The following is a 14,267-nucleotide window of genomic DNA, read 5'->3' as shown; positions in this document are numbered from 1 at the left end:
GCGTCGGGGGTGGACGACGGCGCGCCCCGCGCGTCCCCCGCGCGCCCCCCCCCCACCGCCCCCCCCCCCCCCCCCCCCCCCCCCCGCGGCGGCGGCGGCGCGGGCCCCCGGGGCGTGGTCGCGGGTCGTCGGGTCGGGGCCGCGGCGCGGCTTCAGCCAGTCCCCGGTGAAGCGGGCGAAGCGGATCTCGTCGCGCGCGTCGACCGGGCCGCCCTCGTACATCAGGCCGACGTGCGCGCCGTCGGCCCGCACCATGTCGGAGTAACCGGACCAGTCCGTGGTCACCGTCGTGCCCCGGTCGACGCTGTCCCAGGTGCGGCCGCCGTCGTAGGAGGAGCGGATCTGCATCGTGCGGCGCCGGTCGGGGTCGCCGGGGCAGCCGAGCAGCATCCGCTTGCCGAACTGGAGGGTGGAGCACTGCACCTGCGGCGCGTAGAGGTCGGGGACCGCCCGGAAGGGCGTGGCGAAGGTGGAGCCGCCGTCGCGGCTCACCGTGTGCGTGCGGTGCCCGAGGTCGGTGCCGTCCTGCTCACGGCCGCTGACGTAGAGCGCGCCGTCGGGCCGCTCGGTGACGGTCATCTCCGACGGCTTCTGGCGGAACGTACCGTCCGCGTTCGTCGGGTACGAGTCGGTGGCGCCGACCTTCCAGTGGTCACCGCCGTCGTCGCTGACGACCAGCGCGGCGTGGTTGGCGCTTATCCGGCTGCCGTCCCACGTCTCGGCGTTGACGGCGAGGACGAGCCGCCCCGCGTGCCGGCCGCGGGACAGCTGGACGCCGTGCACGGGACCGGTGGCATACCAGGAGTTCCACTCCTCGGGCAGGATCTCGTCGCTCAGGTCGCGCGGCCGCGACCAGCTGCGGCCGTCGTCGTCGCTGTACTGGAGGTGGGGCGTGCGGTCGCACGGTATGTCGCAGTTCCTGCCGTCCGTGCGGCCGGTGTTGTACGTCTCCGCCAGCAGGACGCGGCCGCTCTCGCGGTCCACGACCGGCGCCGGATTGCCGTGCGTGTCACCGGCGCCCTCGTTGATGACCTGGAGCGGGCCCCAGGTGCGGCCGCCGTCGTGGGACCGCTTCAGCACCAGGTCTATGTCACCCGCGTCGCTGCAGTCGTTGACCCGCCCCTCGGCGAAGGCGAGCAGGGTGCCCCGCACCGTCTTCACGACGGCCGGGATGCGGAAGCAGGCGTACCCCGGGTCCTGGGAGGCCTTGAACAGCACCTGCTGCTCGAACGACGGCGTCCGCTCGGACGCGGCCTGGGCTGCCTGTGCGGAGGGCGCCGGCAGCATGGCGCCAACGGCGACCGCCGCCACGGCAGCGGCGACGGATCTGGAGGATCGAAAGAGTCTGAGGTATCTGAGACGTACGGGGAGGCTCGAACTCGACGACATGGTGCGGGCCCGCCTTTCCTGGCGATGGCGATGGCGACAGCGACGACGGGGCGCCCGGACATGCATCCGGGCATACGTACATCCGGGCATACGCCCGGACATCCCACGTCCTACGTGCGCGCCACAGACGGTACTGAGGGCCACCGCACCCCACAAGAACCGTGCGCCAGAGGAACCGCGCGCCGCTCACGCCAAGCGTCACGGCACAAGGACCACCTTCCCCAAGTTGCTCCGCCCCTCGATCGCCGCATGGGCGAGCGCCGCGTCCTCCAGCGAGAAGCACGCGTGCACGGCGGGCCGCAGCTCGCCCGCCGCGTACAGCCGCCACAGCTCGCGCCGCCACGACTCGTACAGCTCCGGCTTCCCGCGCGCGATCAGCGCCATCTGGAAGCCGATGACCGACTTCGCGCCGACGAGCAGGTCGTACGCCGCCACAGTGCCGCCGCCCGAGCTGTACGCCACCAGCCGGCCGTGCGGGGCCAGGGAGCCGACGGCGGGTGCGAGCAGGTCGCCACCGACCGCGTCCAGGGCGTAGTCGACGGGCTCGCCCCAGTCCTGACGGTCGTACGTGATGACGTCGTCGGCGCCGAGCCCGCGCACGAAGTCGGCCTTGCGGGAGTCGGAGACGGCGCCCACGACGCGCGCGGCCCCCCTCGACCGTGCGAGCTGTACGGCGAGATGGCCGACGCCGCTCGCCGCGGCCGTGACGAGCGCGGCCTCGCCCGGCTCGGGGCGCGCGGCGTCCAGCGCGCCCCATGCGACGAGCCCGGAGCGGACCAGCGCGACCGCGTCGACCGCGCTCGCGCTCTGCGGCACGGGGGAGGCCATCGCGGTGTGGAGCAGGGCGTAGTCGGCGTAACCGTGCCCGAAGACGAGGCCCGTGACGCGGTCGCCCGGCGCGTGACCGGTGACGCCCTCACCGAGCGCGACGACCTCCCCGGCGATCTCGCCGCCCAGAGCGATCGGGTCGCGGGGTTCGCGGACCTTGCGGACGACGGGCAGCGTCACACCGGCCGCCTCGACGCGCACGAGCAGTTCGCCGGGCCCCGGCTCGGGGACGGGCGCCTCCTCCAGGAACAGCACCTCGGGGCCGCCGCGGCGCTCGTACCGGACGCGACGCATCCGCACCACCTCCAGAGTGGGTCAGGAATCGTTGGGACACCCAACGGTAAGCGTATTACCGTTGGGAAGTCCAATGATTCTTCGCTAGGCTTCCCCCATGCCCACGACGCCGCCCGCCCCCGGCACCATCCGCACCCTCCCCAGCTGGCTGCTCGGCCGCGCGGCCGCCCGCGGCCGCGGCCTGGTCGCCGACGCGCTGGCCCAGGAGGGCCTGAAGATGTGGCACCACGTGGTGCTCTCCGCCGTAGCGGACCTCGGCCCGGTCGCCCAGGCGGAGCTGGGCCGCAGCGTCCTGCTCGACCCCAAGGACATGGTCGGCGTGATCAACGACCTCCAGGCCGAGGGTCTCGTCGACCGCGCCCCGGACCCCGCCGACCGCCGCAAGAACGCGATCACGATCACCGCCAAGGGGAAGCGGCTCGTGGCGCGCTGCGCCGAGGCGGCCGAGCGGGCCAACGGCGAACTCCTGGCGCCCCTTTCGGCAGCCGAGCGCGAGCGGTTCCTGGAGATGCTCACGCGGATCTCCGGGGTGAACTGAGGCAGTCGGCCCGACCGGCGCAGGGGGCGCTCCCCGCCGGCCGGGGCCGTGCCGCCGTGCGGCGGGGAGTTCCGGGTCAGCCCTGGGTGGCCGCGGCCCGCAGGGCGACGCGGTGCTCGCCCGCGTACACGTTCATGGAGGAGCCGCGCAGGAAACCGACCAGCGTCAGACCGGTCTCGGCGGCCAGGTCGACCGCGAGCGAGGACGGCGCGGAGACCGCGGCGAGCACCGGAATGCCCGCCATCACCGCCTTCTGGGCCAGCTCGAACGACGCGCGGCCCGAGACGAGCAGGATCACGCGCGACAGCGGAAGCCGCCCCTCCTGAAGAGCCCGGCCGACGAGCTTGTCGACGGCGTTGTGCCGCCCCACGTCCTCCCGTATGTCGAGCAGCCGGCCCTCCTCGTCGAACATGGCCGCCGCGTGCAGCCCTCCGGTCCGGTCGAAGACGCGCTGCGACTCGCGCAGCCGGTCGGGGAGGCTCGCGAGCAGCTCGGTCCCGACGCGGACCGGGGGAGTGTCGGCGATCGGCCACCGCGCGGTGGTGCGCACGGCGTCGAGGCTCGCCTTGCCGCACAGGCCGCACGACGACGTCGTATAGACGTTCCGCTCCAGGGTGATGTCGGGCAGGACGACGTCGGGCGCCGTCCGCACGTCCACCACGTTGTACGTGTTTGAGCCGTCCTCGGTGGCCCCCGCGCAGTACACGATGTTCAGCAGCTCGTCGGCGCTGCCGAAGACCCCCTCGCTCACCAGGAAACCCGCGGCGAGCGCGAAGTCGTCGCCCGGTGTGCGCATGGTGATGGCGAGCGGCCTGCCGTTCAGCCGGATCTCCAGGGGTTCCTCGGCGACCAGGGTGTCCGGCCGCTCGGAGACGTGCCCGTCCCGGATCCGGATGACCTTGCGTCGCTCCGTGACTCGTCCCATGTCTTGATCAGTCCCGGTTCTGTACGTGCTGGTAGCCGAAGCGGCCCTTGATGCAGAGGTTGCCGTGGGTCACCGGGTTGTCGTGCGGCGAGGTGACCTTCACGATCTCATTGTCCTGCACGTGCAGCGTGAGGTTGCAGCCGACGCCGCAGTACGCGCACACGGTCGTCGTCTCCGTCTGCGCCGCCTCGTCCCACGTACCGGCGGCCCGCATGTCGAACTCCGACTTGAAGCTGAGGGCGCCCGTCGGGCAGACCTCGACGCAGTTCCCGCAGTACACGCACGCCGAGTCGGTCAGCGGGGCGTCGTGCTCCACGGCGATACGGGCGTCGAAACCGCGCCCGGCGACGGCTATCGCGAACGTGTTCTGCCACTGCTCGCCGCACGCGTCGACGCACTTGTAGCAGAGGATGCACTTGTCGTAGTCGCGCACGTACAGGTCGTTGTCGACCCGGGGCGCCTCGTCCAGGCGGGCCGCGTCGGGGCCGAAGCGGTCGGGCTCGGCCTCGTACTCCTTGAGCCAGTCAGCGACCTTCGGGGTCGTCGACAAGTCGACGCTGGAGGCGAGGAGTTCGAGGACGAGCCTTCGGCTGTGGCGGGTGCGCTCGGTGTCCGTGCGGACGCTCAGGCCGGGCTCGGCCCCGCGGGAGCAGGCGGGCGCGAGCGTGCGGGCGTCCTCCACCTCCACCACGCACACCCGGCAGGCGTCGAGGAGCGTGGCCCCTTCAGGCACCCTGGCCGCCTGCCCGTCCAGGGCGAACTCCGCGAGCCGACGCGGGAATTGGAGAGGGAGGACGGTCATTCGTACGCCCCCAAGCGGTCGATGGCGGACTCCACGGCGTTCCACGCGGTCTGCCCGAGACCGCAGATCGAGGCGTCCCGCATGGCCCGCCCCACGTCCCGGAGCAGCGCGATGTCACCGGCGGCGTCGGCGCCCGTCAGCTCCACGAGGCGGCGCAGGGCCTCCTCCTGGCGGACGGTCCCGACCCGGCACGGCACGCACTGCCCGCACGACTCGTCGCGGAAGAACTCCGCTATGCGCAGCAGGACCCGGGGGAGCGGAACGCTGTCGTCGAGGGCGAGCACGACTCCGGAGCCGAGCGTGGTCCCTGCCTCCCGCGTCCCCTCGGAGGTGAGGGGGATGCCGAGCTCGTCGGGGCGCACGAAGCCGCCGGCGGCCCCGCCGAGCAGGACCGCCCGCAGGCCGCCCCGGCGTCCGGCGAGAGCGAGCAGCTCGCCGAGGGTGGCGCCGAAGGGCAGTTCGTAGACGCCGGGCCGCTCGACGGCGCCGGAGACGCAGAAGAGCTTGGTGCCGGTGGAGTGCGCGGTGCCGACGGCGGCGTACGCCTTGGCGCCCATGGTCAGGACGGTCAGGACGTTGACGAGCGTCTCGACGTTGTTCTCGGCGGTGGGCTTGCCGAACAGGCCCTTCTCCACGGGGAACGGCGGCTTCGACCGGGGCTCGCCCCGGTACCCCTCGATGGAGTTGAACAGGGCGGTCTCCTCACCGCAGATGTAGGCACCGGCGCCCAGCCGGATCTCGATGTCGAACGCGTACCCCTGGCCGAGCACGTCGTCGCCGAGGAGCCCGCGGGCGCGGGTCCGCGCGAGGGCGTGCTCCAGGAGGCGCAGGGCGCGCGGATACTCGCCGCGGAGGTAGAGGTAGCCGCGGTGGGCGCCGACCGCGTACCCGGCGACCGTCATCGCCTCGATGAGCGCGTACGGGTCGCCCTCCATGAGCACGCGGTCCTTGAAGGTGCCGGGCTCGGACTCGTCGGCGTTGCAGACGAGGTAGTGCGGACGGTCGGGCTGCGCGGCCGTGGCCTGCCACTTCCGTCCCGTGGGGAAGGCGGCGCCCCCGCGTCCCAGGAGCCCCGACTCGGTGACCTCCCGGATGACCTCGGCGGGGCCGATGGCGAAGGCGCGGCGCAGGGCGGTGTAGCCGCCGTGGGCGCGGTAGTCGTCCAGGGAGGACGGGTCAACGGTGCCGATGCGGCGCAGTAGTACGAGGGCGGGGTCCCCGGCCTGGGGAACGGCGAGGGCCGCCGGGGGCTCGGCGGGGGCGGCCTCCGGGGTCGCGGCCGCGAGAGCGATGGCGTCGGGTGTGGCGGGGGCGAGGATGGCGGTGGCGTGGGTTTCCCCGCCGTCCACGGGGCTCCGCCCCGGGCCCCGCTCCTCGAACGCCGGAGGGGCTTCATTCCCTGCCCCGGAAGTCCGGGGTGATCGACCGAGCCCCGCGCCAGGGCCCGGGGCGCATTCCCGGTTTCCTGAAGGGGCGCCATCGGGCAAACGCGCCGCCGGAGGCCTGGCCCGCACCCCCAACGCGGCAGGAGCCCTCTCGCACAGCCCCAGGCAGGGGCTCCCCTCGACGGCCACCCCAGGCACGGACCCGAGCCGCTCCTCCACCTCCCCGCACAGCCCGGCCGCCGCGCCCGCCAGATCCGTGCAGACCCGCACCACCGTGCGGGGACGGGGCCGCACCGAGAAGAGGGAGTAGAACGTGGCGACCCCGTACCCCTCCGCCGGCGGCACCGTCAGCCGCCTGCACAGATAGCCGAGGCCGCCCTCGCTGACCCACCCCACCCGGTCGTTCAGGGCGTGCAGCCCCGGCAGCAGCAGATCCCGCCGCTCCCGCGCCGCCCGCCCGCCCCGCGCCCAGCGCAGAGCGGCGTCGGCGCGGTCGTCGGAGCCCTCCCACGTGGACGCGGGCGGCCCGAGCACCGCGTCGACGGCGGCGCGTTCGTCGTCCGACGGTTCGCTGTCACCGAAGTGCAGGTCCATAGGTCACCTCACGTGGCCGGCGCGGTCAGCTTGTCGACACGTATCGCAGAGGCCTTGAACTCCGCCGTCCCCGCGATCGGGCAGTTCGCCTCGATCGTCAGCTGGTTGGTGTCGACCTCGTCGGGAAAGTGCGTGGTCATTAAGGCGAGTCCGGGCCGCAGCCCGGGGTCGACCCAGACCGGCGCCGTCACCGCCCCGCGCCGCGAGGAGACCCGTACCTCCTCGCCCACCACGACGCCGTAGCGCTCCGCGTCCTCCGGGCACAGCTCGACGTACTCCCCGCGCCGCAGCGGGGAGGGGTAACTCACGCTCTGCACACCGGTGTTGTACGAGTCGAGCCGCCGCCCGGTGGTCAGCCGGATCGGATACGTCTCGTCGGTGAGGTCGACCGGCGGATCGTGCTCGACGAGCCCGAACGGCGCGAGCACGCCGCACCGCGCCGGGTCCGTCTCCCACAACCTGCCGTGCAGGTACGTCGGTTCGAGCCGGCCCTCGTCGGGGCACGGCCACTGGATGCCCTGCAGCGCGTCGAGACGTTCGTACGTCATGCCGTGGTGGTCCGGCGAGAGCGAGCGCAGCTCGTCCCAGACGGCCCGCGCGTCAGCGTACTCCCAGTCGTGGCCGAGCAGGCCCGCCAGCTCGCAGAGGATGCCGATGTCCTCGCGCGCCTCGCCGGGCGGTCGCACCGCCTTGCGCACCCGCTGTACGCGCCGCTCGCTGTTGGTCGTCGTGCCGTCGGTCTCCGCCCAGGCGGCGGTCGCGGGCAGCACGACGTCCGCCAATTCGGCCGTCCTGGTGAGGAAGATGTCCTGGACGACCAGGAAGTCCAGGGCGCGCAGCCGACGTATCGCCTGCTCGCTGTCGGCCTCGGACTGCGCCGGGTTCTCGCCGATGCGGTAGACGGCCTTGAGGGAGCCTTCCTCCATCGCCTCGAACATCTCGGTCAGGTTCAGGCCGTGGCGGGGCTGGATGACCGTGTCCCAGGCCGCTTCGAACTTCCGGCGGGCGCCCGGGTCGAGGACGTCCTGGAAGCCGGGGAGGCGGTTGGGGATGGCGCCCATGTCGCCGCCGCCCTGGACGTTGTTCTGGCCGCGCAGGGGCTGGAGCCCGGAGCCGTACCGTCCGACGTGGCCGGTCAGGAGCGACAGGTTGATCAGCGCGCGCACGTTGTCCGTGCCGTTGTGGTGTTCGGTGATGCCGAGCGTCCAGCACAGCTGCGCCCGCTCGGCGCGCGCGTAGGCGTGCGCCAGTTCGCGGACGGCGGCGGCCGGTACGCCCGTCACCTTCTCGGCGAGCGACAGCGTCCACGGCTCGACCAGGGCCGCGTACTGCGCGAAGCCCGTCGTGGCCCGTTCGATGAACGCGCGGTTCGCCAGGCCCGCGTGGATGATCTCGCGGCCGATCGCGTGGGCCATCGGGATGTCGGTGCCGACGTTCAGGCCGAGCCAGCCCTCCGCCCACTCGGCGGTCTTCGTGCGGCGCGGGTCGACGGCGTACATCCGCGCGCCGTTCCTGATGCCCTTCAGGACGTGCTGGAAGAAGATCGGGTGCGCGAGACGGGCGTTGGAGCCCCACATCACGATCAGATCCGTGTGCTCGACCTCTTCGTACGACGATGTCCCGCCGCCCGAACCGAAGGCGGCCGACAGGCCCGCGACGCTCGGCGCGTGGCAGGTGCGGTTGCAGGAGTCGACGTTGTTCGTGCCCATCACGACGCGTGCGAACTGCCGCATGAGCCGACGCGACCGAATCCCCAAGACCTACACCCGCCTCACGCGCCCCCTGGTCCGGGACTCCCGGGACGAGCCGTTCCGTCCGGCCACGGTCCTCGACGCGAGCAGGTCCGAGATGGCGTGGACGGTACGGAGCGTGGGCACGGGGACAGCGGTGATGTCCGCCACCGCCAGCTGCGGTCCACGGGCGACGAGATGGACGTCGGCGTCCGCGCGGTGCAGCGCGGCTCCGACGTAGGCGCCGATCGCACCGGCACCGAGGACTGCGACTTTCACGGTGGGGCGCTCCATTCGGTCGAGGGATCCGAGGAGCGAGGGATCCGAGGAGCGAGGGATCCGAGGAGAAGCGAAGTGTCGACTGAATATTGTCTACAGTATCGAAGTTGGGCGGGCAAGGGTTCACGCGGACGAGAACCGGACATCGGCCGGTACCGTGCGCCCCCTTCCCAAGTCGCCGCCCGCTTCCTAGCGTTCGGGATCATGAGGCCCCCCGTCGCACCCCCCGGCTGGAGTCGCTGGCTCGTGCCGCCCGCGGCCCTGTCGGTGCACCTGTCCATCGGCCAGGCGTACGCCTGGAGCGTCTTCAAGCCGCCCCTCGAATCCGCCCTGCACCTCAGCGGCACCCAGAGCGCGCTGCCCTTCCAGCTCGGCATCGTCATGCTCGGCCTGTCCGCCGCCTTCGGCGGCACGCTCGTCGAGCGCAACGGCCCGCGCTGGGCGATGACCGTGGCCCTGGTCTGCTTCTCCTCGGGCTTCCTGCTCGCCGCGCTCGGCGCAGCGACCCGCCAGTACTGGCTGATCGTCTTCGGCTACGGCTTCGTCGGCGGGATCGGCCTCGGCATCGGCTACATCTCGCCCGTCTCCACCCTCATCAAATGGTTCCCCGACCGTCCGGGCATGGCCACCGGCATCGCGATCATGGGCTTCGGCGGCGGCGCGCTCATCGCCTCGCCCTGGTCCGCGCGGATGCTGGACTCCTTCGGCGCCGACTCGGACGGCATCGCGCTCGCCTTCCTCGTGCACGGCCTCACATACGCCGTCTTCATGACGCTCGGCGTGCTCCTGATCCGCGTACCCCGTACGGAGGGCGCCCGCAGGCCCGGCGCGCCCGGCACGCTCGACGGGCCGCAGGTGTCGGCGCGGCAGGCCGTCCGCACCCCGCAGTTCTGGTGCCTGTGGGTCGTCCTGTGCATGAACGTGACCGCGGGCATCGGCATCCTGGAGAAGGCCGCCCCGATGATCACGGACTTCTTCGCCGGCACCGCGACACCCGTCTCGGTCTCCGCCGCGGCCGGTTTCGTCGCCCTGCTCTCGGCCGCCAACATGGCCGGGCGCATCGGCTGGTCCTCGGCCTCCGACCTGATCGGCCGCAAGAACGTCTACCGCGTCTATCTCGGCGCGGGCGCGCTCATGTATCTGCTCATCGCCCGCTTCGGGGACACCTCGAAGCCGCTGTTCATCGTCTGCGCGCTGGTGATCCTCTCCTTCTACGGAGGCGGCTTCGCGACCGTCCCCGCCTATCTCAAGGACCTCTTCGGCACCTACCAGGTCGGTGCCATCCACGGCAGGCTGCTCACCGCCTGGTCCACGGCGGGCGTCCTCGGCCCGCTCATCGTGAACCGGGTGGCCGACCACCAGGAGGAGGCGGGCAGGCACGGACCGGGGCTCTACGGCCTCTCCTTCGCGATCATGATCGGGCTGCTGCTCCTCGGCTTCGTCGCCAACGAGCTGGTACGCCCCGTCCACCCCCGCCACCACATCCCCGCCCCGAGGGAGGCCGGCGATGACCAGCCCGCCGAGCACACCGCCAAGTAACCGCCGCGTGCCGGGTCACCGACGCGCACTCACCGTGTTCGCCTGGCTCTGGGTGGGGTTACCACTCGGTTACGGTCTGTATGAACTCGTACACAAGGTCACACAGCTCTTCAGAGGGTGACCGGATCATGAGAAGCATCCAAAGCAGACGCGCCTTTCCTGTCGCTTCACGTGTCCTGTTACCGGTGAGTCGCTGACCAGACTGGAGGGTCCCGCATCTTCCGCAACAAGGGGGACCCGTATATGCACGGCTCGCGCATCGCCGCTGTCGGCCACTATCAGCCCGCCAAGATCCTCACCAACGAGGCCCTGGCGGACATGGTCGACACCAGCGACGAGTGGATCCGGTCCCGAGCGGGCATCCGCACCCGTCACATCGCGGGGCCCGAGGAGCCGGTCGACGAGCTGGCCGCGCACGCCGGCGGCAAGGCTCTGGCGGCGGCGGGGCTGACCCCCGACGCGATCGACCTGGTCCTGGTCGCCACCTCCACGGCCATCGACCGGTCGCCGAACATGGCCGCCCGGGTCGCGGCCCGGCTCGGCATCCCCTCGCCGTCCGCGATGGACATCAACGTCGTGTGCGCGGGCTTCACGCACGCGCTCGCCACCGCCGACCACACCGTACGGGCCGGGGCCGCCACCCGCGCCCTGGTCATCGGCGCCGACAAGATGTCCGAGGTCACCGACTGGACGGACCGCACCACCTGCGTGCTGACCGGCGACGGCGCGGGCGCCGCCGTCGTCGAGGCGTGCGCGCCCGGCGAGGAGCCCGGCATCGGCCCGGTGCTGTGGGGCTCGGTGCCCGAGATGGGCAACGCCGTCCGTATCGAGGGCACCCCGCCGCGCTTCGCCCAGGAGGGGCAGAGCGTCTACCGCTGGGCGACCACCCAGCTGCCGCCGCTGGCCCGCGCGGCCTGCGAGCGCGCCGGGCTCACCCCGGCCGACCTCGCCGGGCTCGTCCTGCACCAGGCCAACCTCCGCATCATCGAGCCGCTCGCGGAGCGCATCGGCGCGGTGAACGCCGTCGTCGCGCGCGACGTCGTCGACTCCGGGAACACCTCGGCGGGGAGCATCCCGATGGCCCTTTCCAAGCTGGTGGAGCGCGGAGAGCTGCGCTCCGGCGACCCGGTCCTGCTGTTCGGCTTCGGCGGGAACCTGTCGTACGCCGGGCAGGTCGTGCGCTGCCCGTGAACGCGTGAACGGGCCACTCCTCGTGGTGTGATCGGCTCAACTCGCCCTATTGCCCGCCTCGGCAGCTCGTAGACTGTAGACAAAAGGCAATCGTCGAGGAGGGGACCGCGATGTTGTCCACAGGACTGCCGCAGGGGGCGGTGCCCAGGCTCGAACGCCCCGGGCCGCTCAGAGAGCGGGTCTACGAGGCGCTGCTCGAACTCATCACGACCCGCTCGCTGCGGCCGGGCCAGCACCTCGTCGAGAGCGAACTGGCCGGGCACCTCGGGGTCTCGCGGCAGCCGGTGCGCGAGGCGCTGCAGCGGCTCAACACCGAGGGCTGGGTCGACCTGCGGCCGGCCCAGGGCGCGTTCGTGCACGAGCCGACCGAGGAGGAGGCGGACCAACTGCTCGCGGTCCGCACCCTGTTGGAGGCCGAGGCCGCCCGCCTCGCCGCCGCGAACACCGGCACCGCCGGCATCACCGCCCTCGACGAGCTGTGCACCCGGGGCGAACAGGCCGTCGAGGACGGCGACATCGACCAGGTGGTCGCCCTCAACGCCGCCTTCCACGCCAAGGTGATGGAGCTGGCGGGCAATGTGGTCCTCGCCGAGCTGGCCGGGCAGGTGGACCGCAGGGTCCGCTGGTACTACACGCCGGTGGCCCGTCAGCGCGGCAGTCAGTCCTGGCTGGAGCACCGCGAGCTGATCGCCGCGATCGCCGGGCGCGACGAGCGGCGCGCCACGGAGATCATGCGCGCCCACACCGAGCACACGCGGCAGACATACCACCGGCGCGAGCGGGCCTGATCACCGCTCGTTCCTCGCGCCGAGCACCGCCTGCGTCTGCGTGGTCTGTCCCGTCAGCCGCCCTTGATCGTCGTACACCTCGGTCTGTACGACGATGAAGGAGCCGCCGATGTGCAGCGGGCGGGCCACGGCGCGGGCCGTCCCTGAGCGCAGGGCCCGCAGGAAGTTGGTCTTGGACTCGATCGTCGACGTGGCCGCGCCGTCCGGCAGGTTGAGGTACGCGCAGACCGCGCCGACCGTGTCCGCGAGGGTCATCACCGCTCCGCCGTGCAGCACGCCGCCCGCCGTGCACAGCTCCGGCGACCACGGCAGGGTGCCCTCCACCCGGTCGGGCCCCGCCTCCTCGAAGGCGATGCCGAGATGCCCGGCGAAGGGTACGGCGGCGAGCAGTTGGGCGCGCAGATCGTTCTCGGGCAGGGTGTCCGACATGGGGTGACCTTCCACTGGGGGCCGTGGCGGACCACCATCGTGCGACACGGCCCCTGGAGGCGTCGATTACCTCACAGGTAAACCGACGGCAGTGGTGACCTTTCAGCCCCTCCAGTCCTTTGTCCTGTGACTGGAGAAAGTCATGGGCAATTCCGGTGCAACTTCTTCCCACCTCCGGCACGCGCTGCTACGTTCCCCTCGAAAGCTTGAAGGAAGCCCAGAGGCACGTACGTCGGCGCCGAGGGCAACGCGGCAATGGGCAGCCCGATGAGGCGGGGAGGGGCGCGTGAGACGTATGACGGCTCGACCCGCCAACGCACACCAGGCGCGGCTGCTACGGCTGTTGCGTGACGGCGGGCCCAACTCCCGTGCTCAGCTGGGCGATCAGGTCGACCTCTCGCGGTCCAAGCTGGCCGTCGAGGTCGACCGGCTCCTGGAGACCGGACTCGTGGTCGCCGACGGACTCGCCGCCTCGCGCGGCGGCCGCCGCTCGCACAACATCCGGCTCGCCCCGGCGCTGCGCTTCCTCGGCGTGGACATCGGCGCCACCTCGGTCGACGTCGCTGTGACCAACGCCGAGCTTGAGGTCCTCGGCCACATCAACCAGCCCATGGACGTGCGCGAGGGCCCGGTCGCGGTCTTCGAGCAAGTCCTCGTCATGGCGGCCAAGTTGAGTGCGTCCGGGCTCGCGGAAGGTTTCGACGGCGCCGGTATAGGCGTCCCCGGGCCCGTCCGTTTCCCCGAGGGCGTGCCGGTCGCCCCGCCGATCATGCCGGGGTGGGACGGCTTCCCCGTCAGGGAGGCCCTCAGCCAGGAGCTGGGCTGCCCCGTCATGGTCGACAACGACGTGAACCTCATGGCGATGGGGGAGCAGCACGCGGGCGTCGCACGCTCCGTGGGCGACTTCCTCTGCGTCAAGATCGGCACCGGCATAGGGTGCGGCATCGTCGTCGGCGGCGAGGTCTACCGCGGTACGACGGGCAGCGCCGGCGACATCGGCCACATCCAGGCGGAACCGGACGGGCGCCCCTGCGCCTGCGGCAACCGGGGCTGCCTGGAGGCCTACTTCAGCGGCGCGGCGCTCGCCCGCGACGCCGAGGAGGCGGCCGCCCAGGGGCGTTCGGCGGAGCTCGCCACGCGGCTCGACGAGGCGGGGCGGCTCAGCGCCGTCGACGTCGCGGCGGCCGCCGCGGCGGGTGACGCCACCGCGCTCGACCTCATCCGCGAGGGCGGCAACCGCACCGGCCAGGTTATCGCGGCCCTCGTCAGCTTCTTCAACCCCGGCCTCGTGGTGATAGGCGGCGGTGTGACCGGACTCGGCCACACCCTGCTCGCCGCGATCCGCACCCAGGTCTACCGCCAGTCCCTGCCGCTGGCCACCGGCAATCTCCCCATAGTCCTCGGCGAACTGGGCCCCACCGCCGGTGTCATAGGCGGCGCCCGGCTCATAAGCGACCACCTGTTCTCACCGGCGTAACACCGCTCCCCGAACACCACACTTGCACAGCGCACAGCTCTGCCCTGCCCTGCCCCGAGACCGGCACGTACGCACCCCC

General features: G+C 72.3%; 12 protein-coding genes and 2 pseudogenes. 6 read left to right on the top strand and 8 right to left on the bottom strand.

Annotated features, from left to right (window positions below; genetic code table 11):
* Together ACWDZ7_RS04590 and ACWDZ7_RS04585 are read right to left on the bottom strand one after the other, a co-directional pair.
* Positions 1 to 1,287 (bottom strand): sialidase family protein (locus tag ACWDZ7_RS04590; RefSeq protein WP_451794744.1); only part of this gene is annotated, 1,287 nt, incomplete at its 3' end.
* A 300-nt stretch (positions 1,288 to 1,587) separates the two neighbouring features.
* Positions 1,588 to 2,511, bottom strand: a complete 924-nt coding sequence (locus tag ACWDZ7_RS04585; RefSeq protein WP_451794742.1) for a quinone oxidoreductase family protein — start codon at positions 2,509 to 2,511, stop codon at positions 1,588 to 1,590.
* Positions 2,512 to 2,608: 97 nt separating this feature from the next.
* Here ACWDZ7_RS04585 and ACWDZ7_RS04580 point away from each other — a divergent pair, with 97 nt between their 5' ends.
* Positions 2,609 to 3,049, top strand: coding sequence for a MarR family winged helix-turn-helix transcriptional regulator (locus ACWDZ7_RS04580; RefSeq protein ID WP_451794741.1), 441 nt, complete (start codon positions 2,609 to 2,611; stop codon positions 3,047 to 3,049).
* 76 nt (positions 3,050 to 3,125) lie between these two features.
* Here the strand turns inward: ACWDZ7_RS04580 and fdhD are convergent, their stop codons facing one another.
* The 5 genes and pseudogenes from fdhD to ACWDZ7_RS04555 form a co-directional block, all read right to left on the bottom strand.
* The gene (gene fdhD / locus ACWDZ7_RS04575) at positions 3,126 to 3,974 is read right to left on the bottom strand and encodes a formate dehydrogenase accessory sulfurtransferase FdhD (RefSeq protein ID WP_451794739.1); all 849 of its coding nucleotides are present in this window, start codon (positions 3,972 to 3,974) and stop codon (positions 3,126 to 3,128) included.
* 7 nt (positions 3,975 to 3,981) lie between these two features.
* A complete protein-coding gene (locus tag ACWDZ7_RS04570; protein WP_451794737.1) occupies positions 3,982 to 4,776 on the bottom strand; it encodes a 4Fe-4S dicluster domain-containing protein in 795 nt (264 codons plus the stop codon).
* On the bottom strand, positions 4,773 to 6,755 hold the full coding sequence (locus ACWDZ7_RS04565) for an NADH-ubiquinone oxidoreductase-F iron-sulfur binding region domain-containing protein (protein ID WP_451794735.1): 1,983 nt from the start codon (positions 6,753 to 6,755) through the stop codon (positions 4,773 to 4,775). Before ACWDZ7_RS04565 ends, ACWDZ7_RS04570 begins: the two co-directional genes overlap by 4 nt.
* An 8-nt stretch (positions 6,756 to 6,763) precedes the next feature.
* Positions 6,764 to 8,485, bottom strand: a pseudogene (locus ACWDZ7_RS04560) (molybdopterin oxidoreductase family protein); the annotation flags it as partial.
* A gap of 171 nt (positions 8,486 to 8,656) precedes the next feature.
* Positions 8,657 to 8,764: pseudogene (locus tag ACWDZ7_RS04555) on the bottom strand (ketopantoate reductase family protein); the annotation flags it as partial.
* A gap of 204 nt (positions 8,765 to 8,968) precedes the next feature.
* Here ACWDZ7_RS04555 and ACWDZ7_RS04550 point away from each other — a divergent pair.
* The 4 genes from ACWDZ7_RS04550 (at position 8,969) to ACWDZ7_RS04535 (ending at position 12,282) form a co-directional block, all read left to right on the top strand.
* Complete coding sequence (locus tag ACWDZ7_RS04550) at positions 8,969 to 10,303, top strand: OFA family MFS transporter (RefSeq protein WP_451794733.1); 1,335 nt, start codon at positions 8,969 to 8,971, stop codon at positions 10,301 to 10,303.
* Positions 10,272 to 10,424 (top strand): MFS transporter small subunit, encoded by a 153-nt coding sequence (locus ACWDZ7_RS04545; RefSeq protein ID WP_451794731.1) that lies wholly within the window; start codon positions 10,272 to 10,274, stop codon positions 10,422 to 10,424. The genes ACWDZ7_RS04550 and ACWDZ7_RS04545 overlap by 32 nt, the downstream gene beginning before the upstream one ends.
* A gap of 122 nt (positions 10,425 to 10,546) precedes the next feature.
* Positions 10,547 to 11,494, top strand: a complete 948-nt coding sequence (locus ACWDZ7_RS04540) for a beta-ketoacyl-ACP synthase III (protein WP_451794729.1) — start codon at positions 10,547 to 10,549, stop codon at positions 11,492 to 11,494.
* A gap of 110 nt (positions 11,495 to 11,604) precedes the next feature.
* Positions 11,605 to 12,282 (top strand): GntR family transcriptional regulator, encoded by a 678-nt coding sequence (locus ACWDZ7_RS04535; RefSeq protein ID WP_451794727.1) that lies wholly within the window; start codon positions 11,605 to 11,607, stop codon positions 12,280 to 12,282.
* On the opposite strand, the gene ACWDZ7_RS04530 is transcribed toward ACWDZ7_RS04535, so the two are convergent.
* Positions 12,283 to 12,711, bottom strand: a complete 429-nt coding sequence (locus ACWDZ7_RS04530) for a PaaI family thioesterase (RefSeq protein ID WP_451794726.1) — start codon at positions 12,709 to 12,711, stop codon at positions 12,283 to 12,285.
* Positions 12,712 to 13,006: 295 nt separating this feature from the next.
* On the opposite strand from ACWDZ7_RS04530, the gene ACWDZ7_RS04525 reads away from it, so the two are divergent.
* Positions 13,007 to 14,188 carry an ROK family protein gene (locus ACWDZ7_RS04525; protein WP_451794725.1) on the top strand — a complete coding sequence of 394 codons (1,182 nt, stop codon included), beginning with the start codon at positions 13,007 to 13,009 and terminating at the stop codon, positions 14,186 to 14,188.
* Positions 14,189 to 14,267 lie beyond the last annotated feature (79 nt).

It is taken from the genome of Streptomyces sp. NPDC003032 (assembly GCF_053591415.1).
The sequence above is the reverse complement of the archived record's forward strand: the minus strand, read 5'-3'. Positions and strand labels throughout refer to the sequence as shown.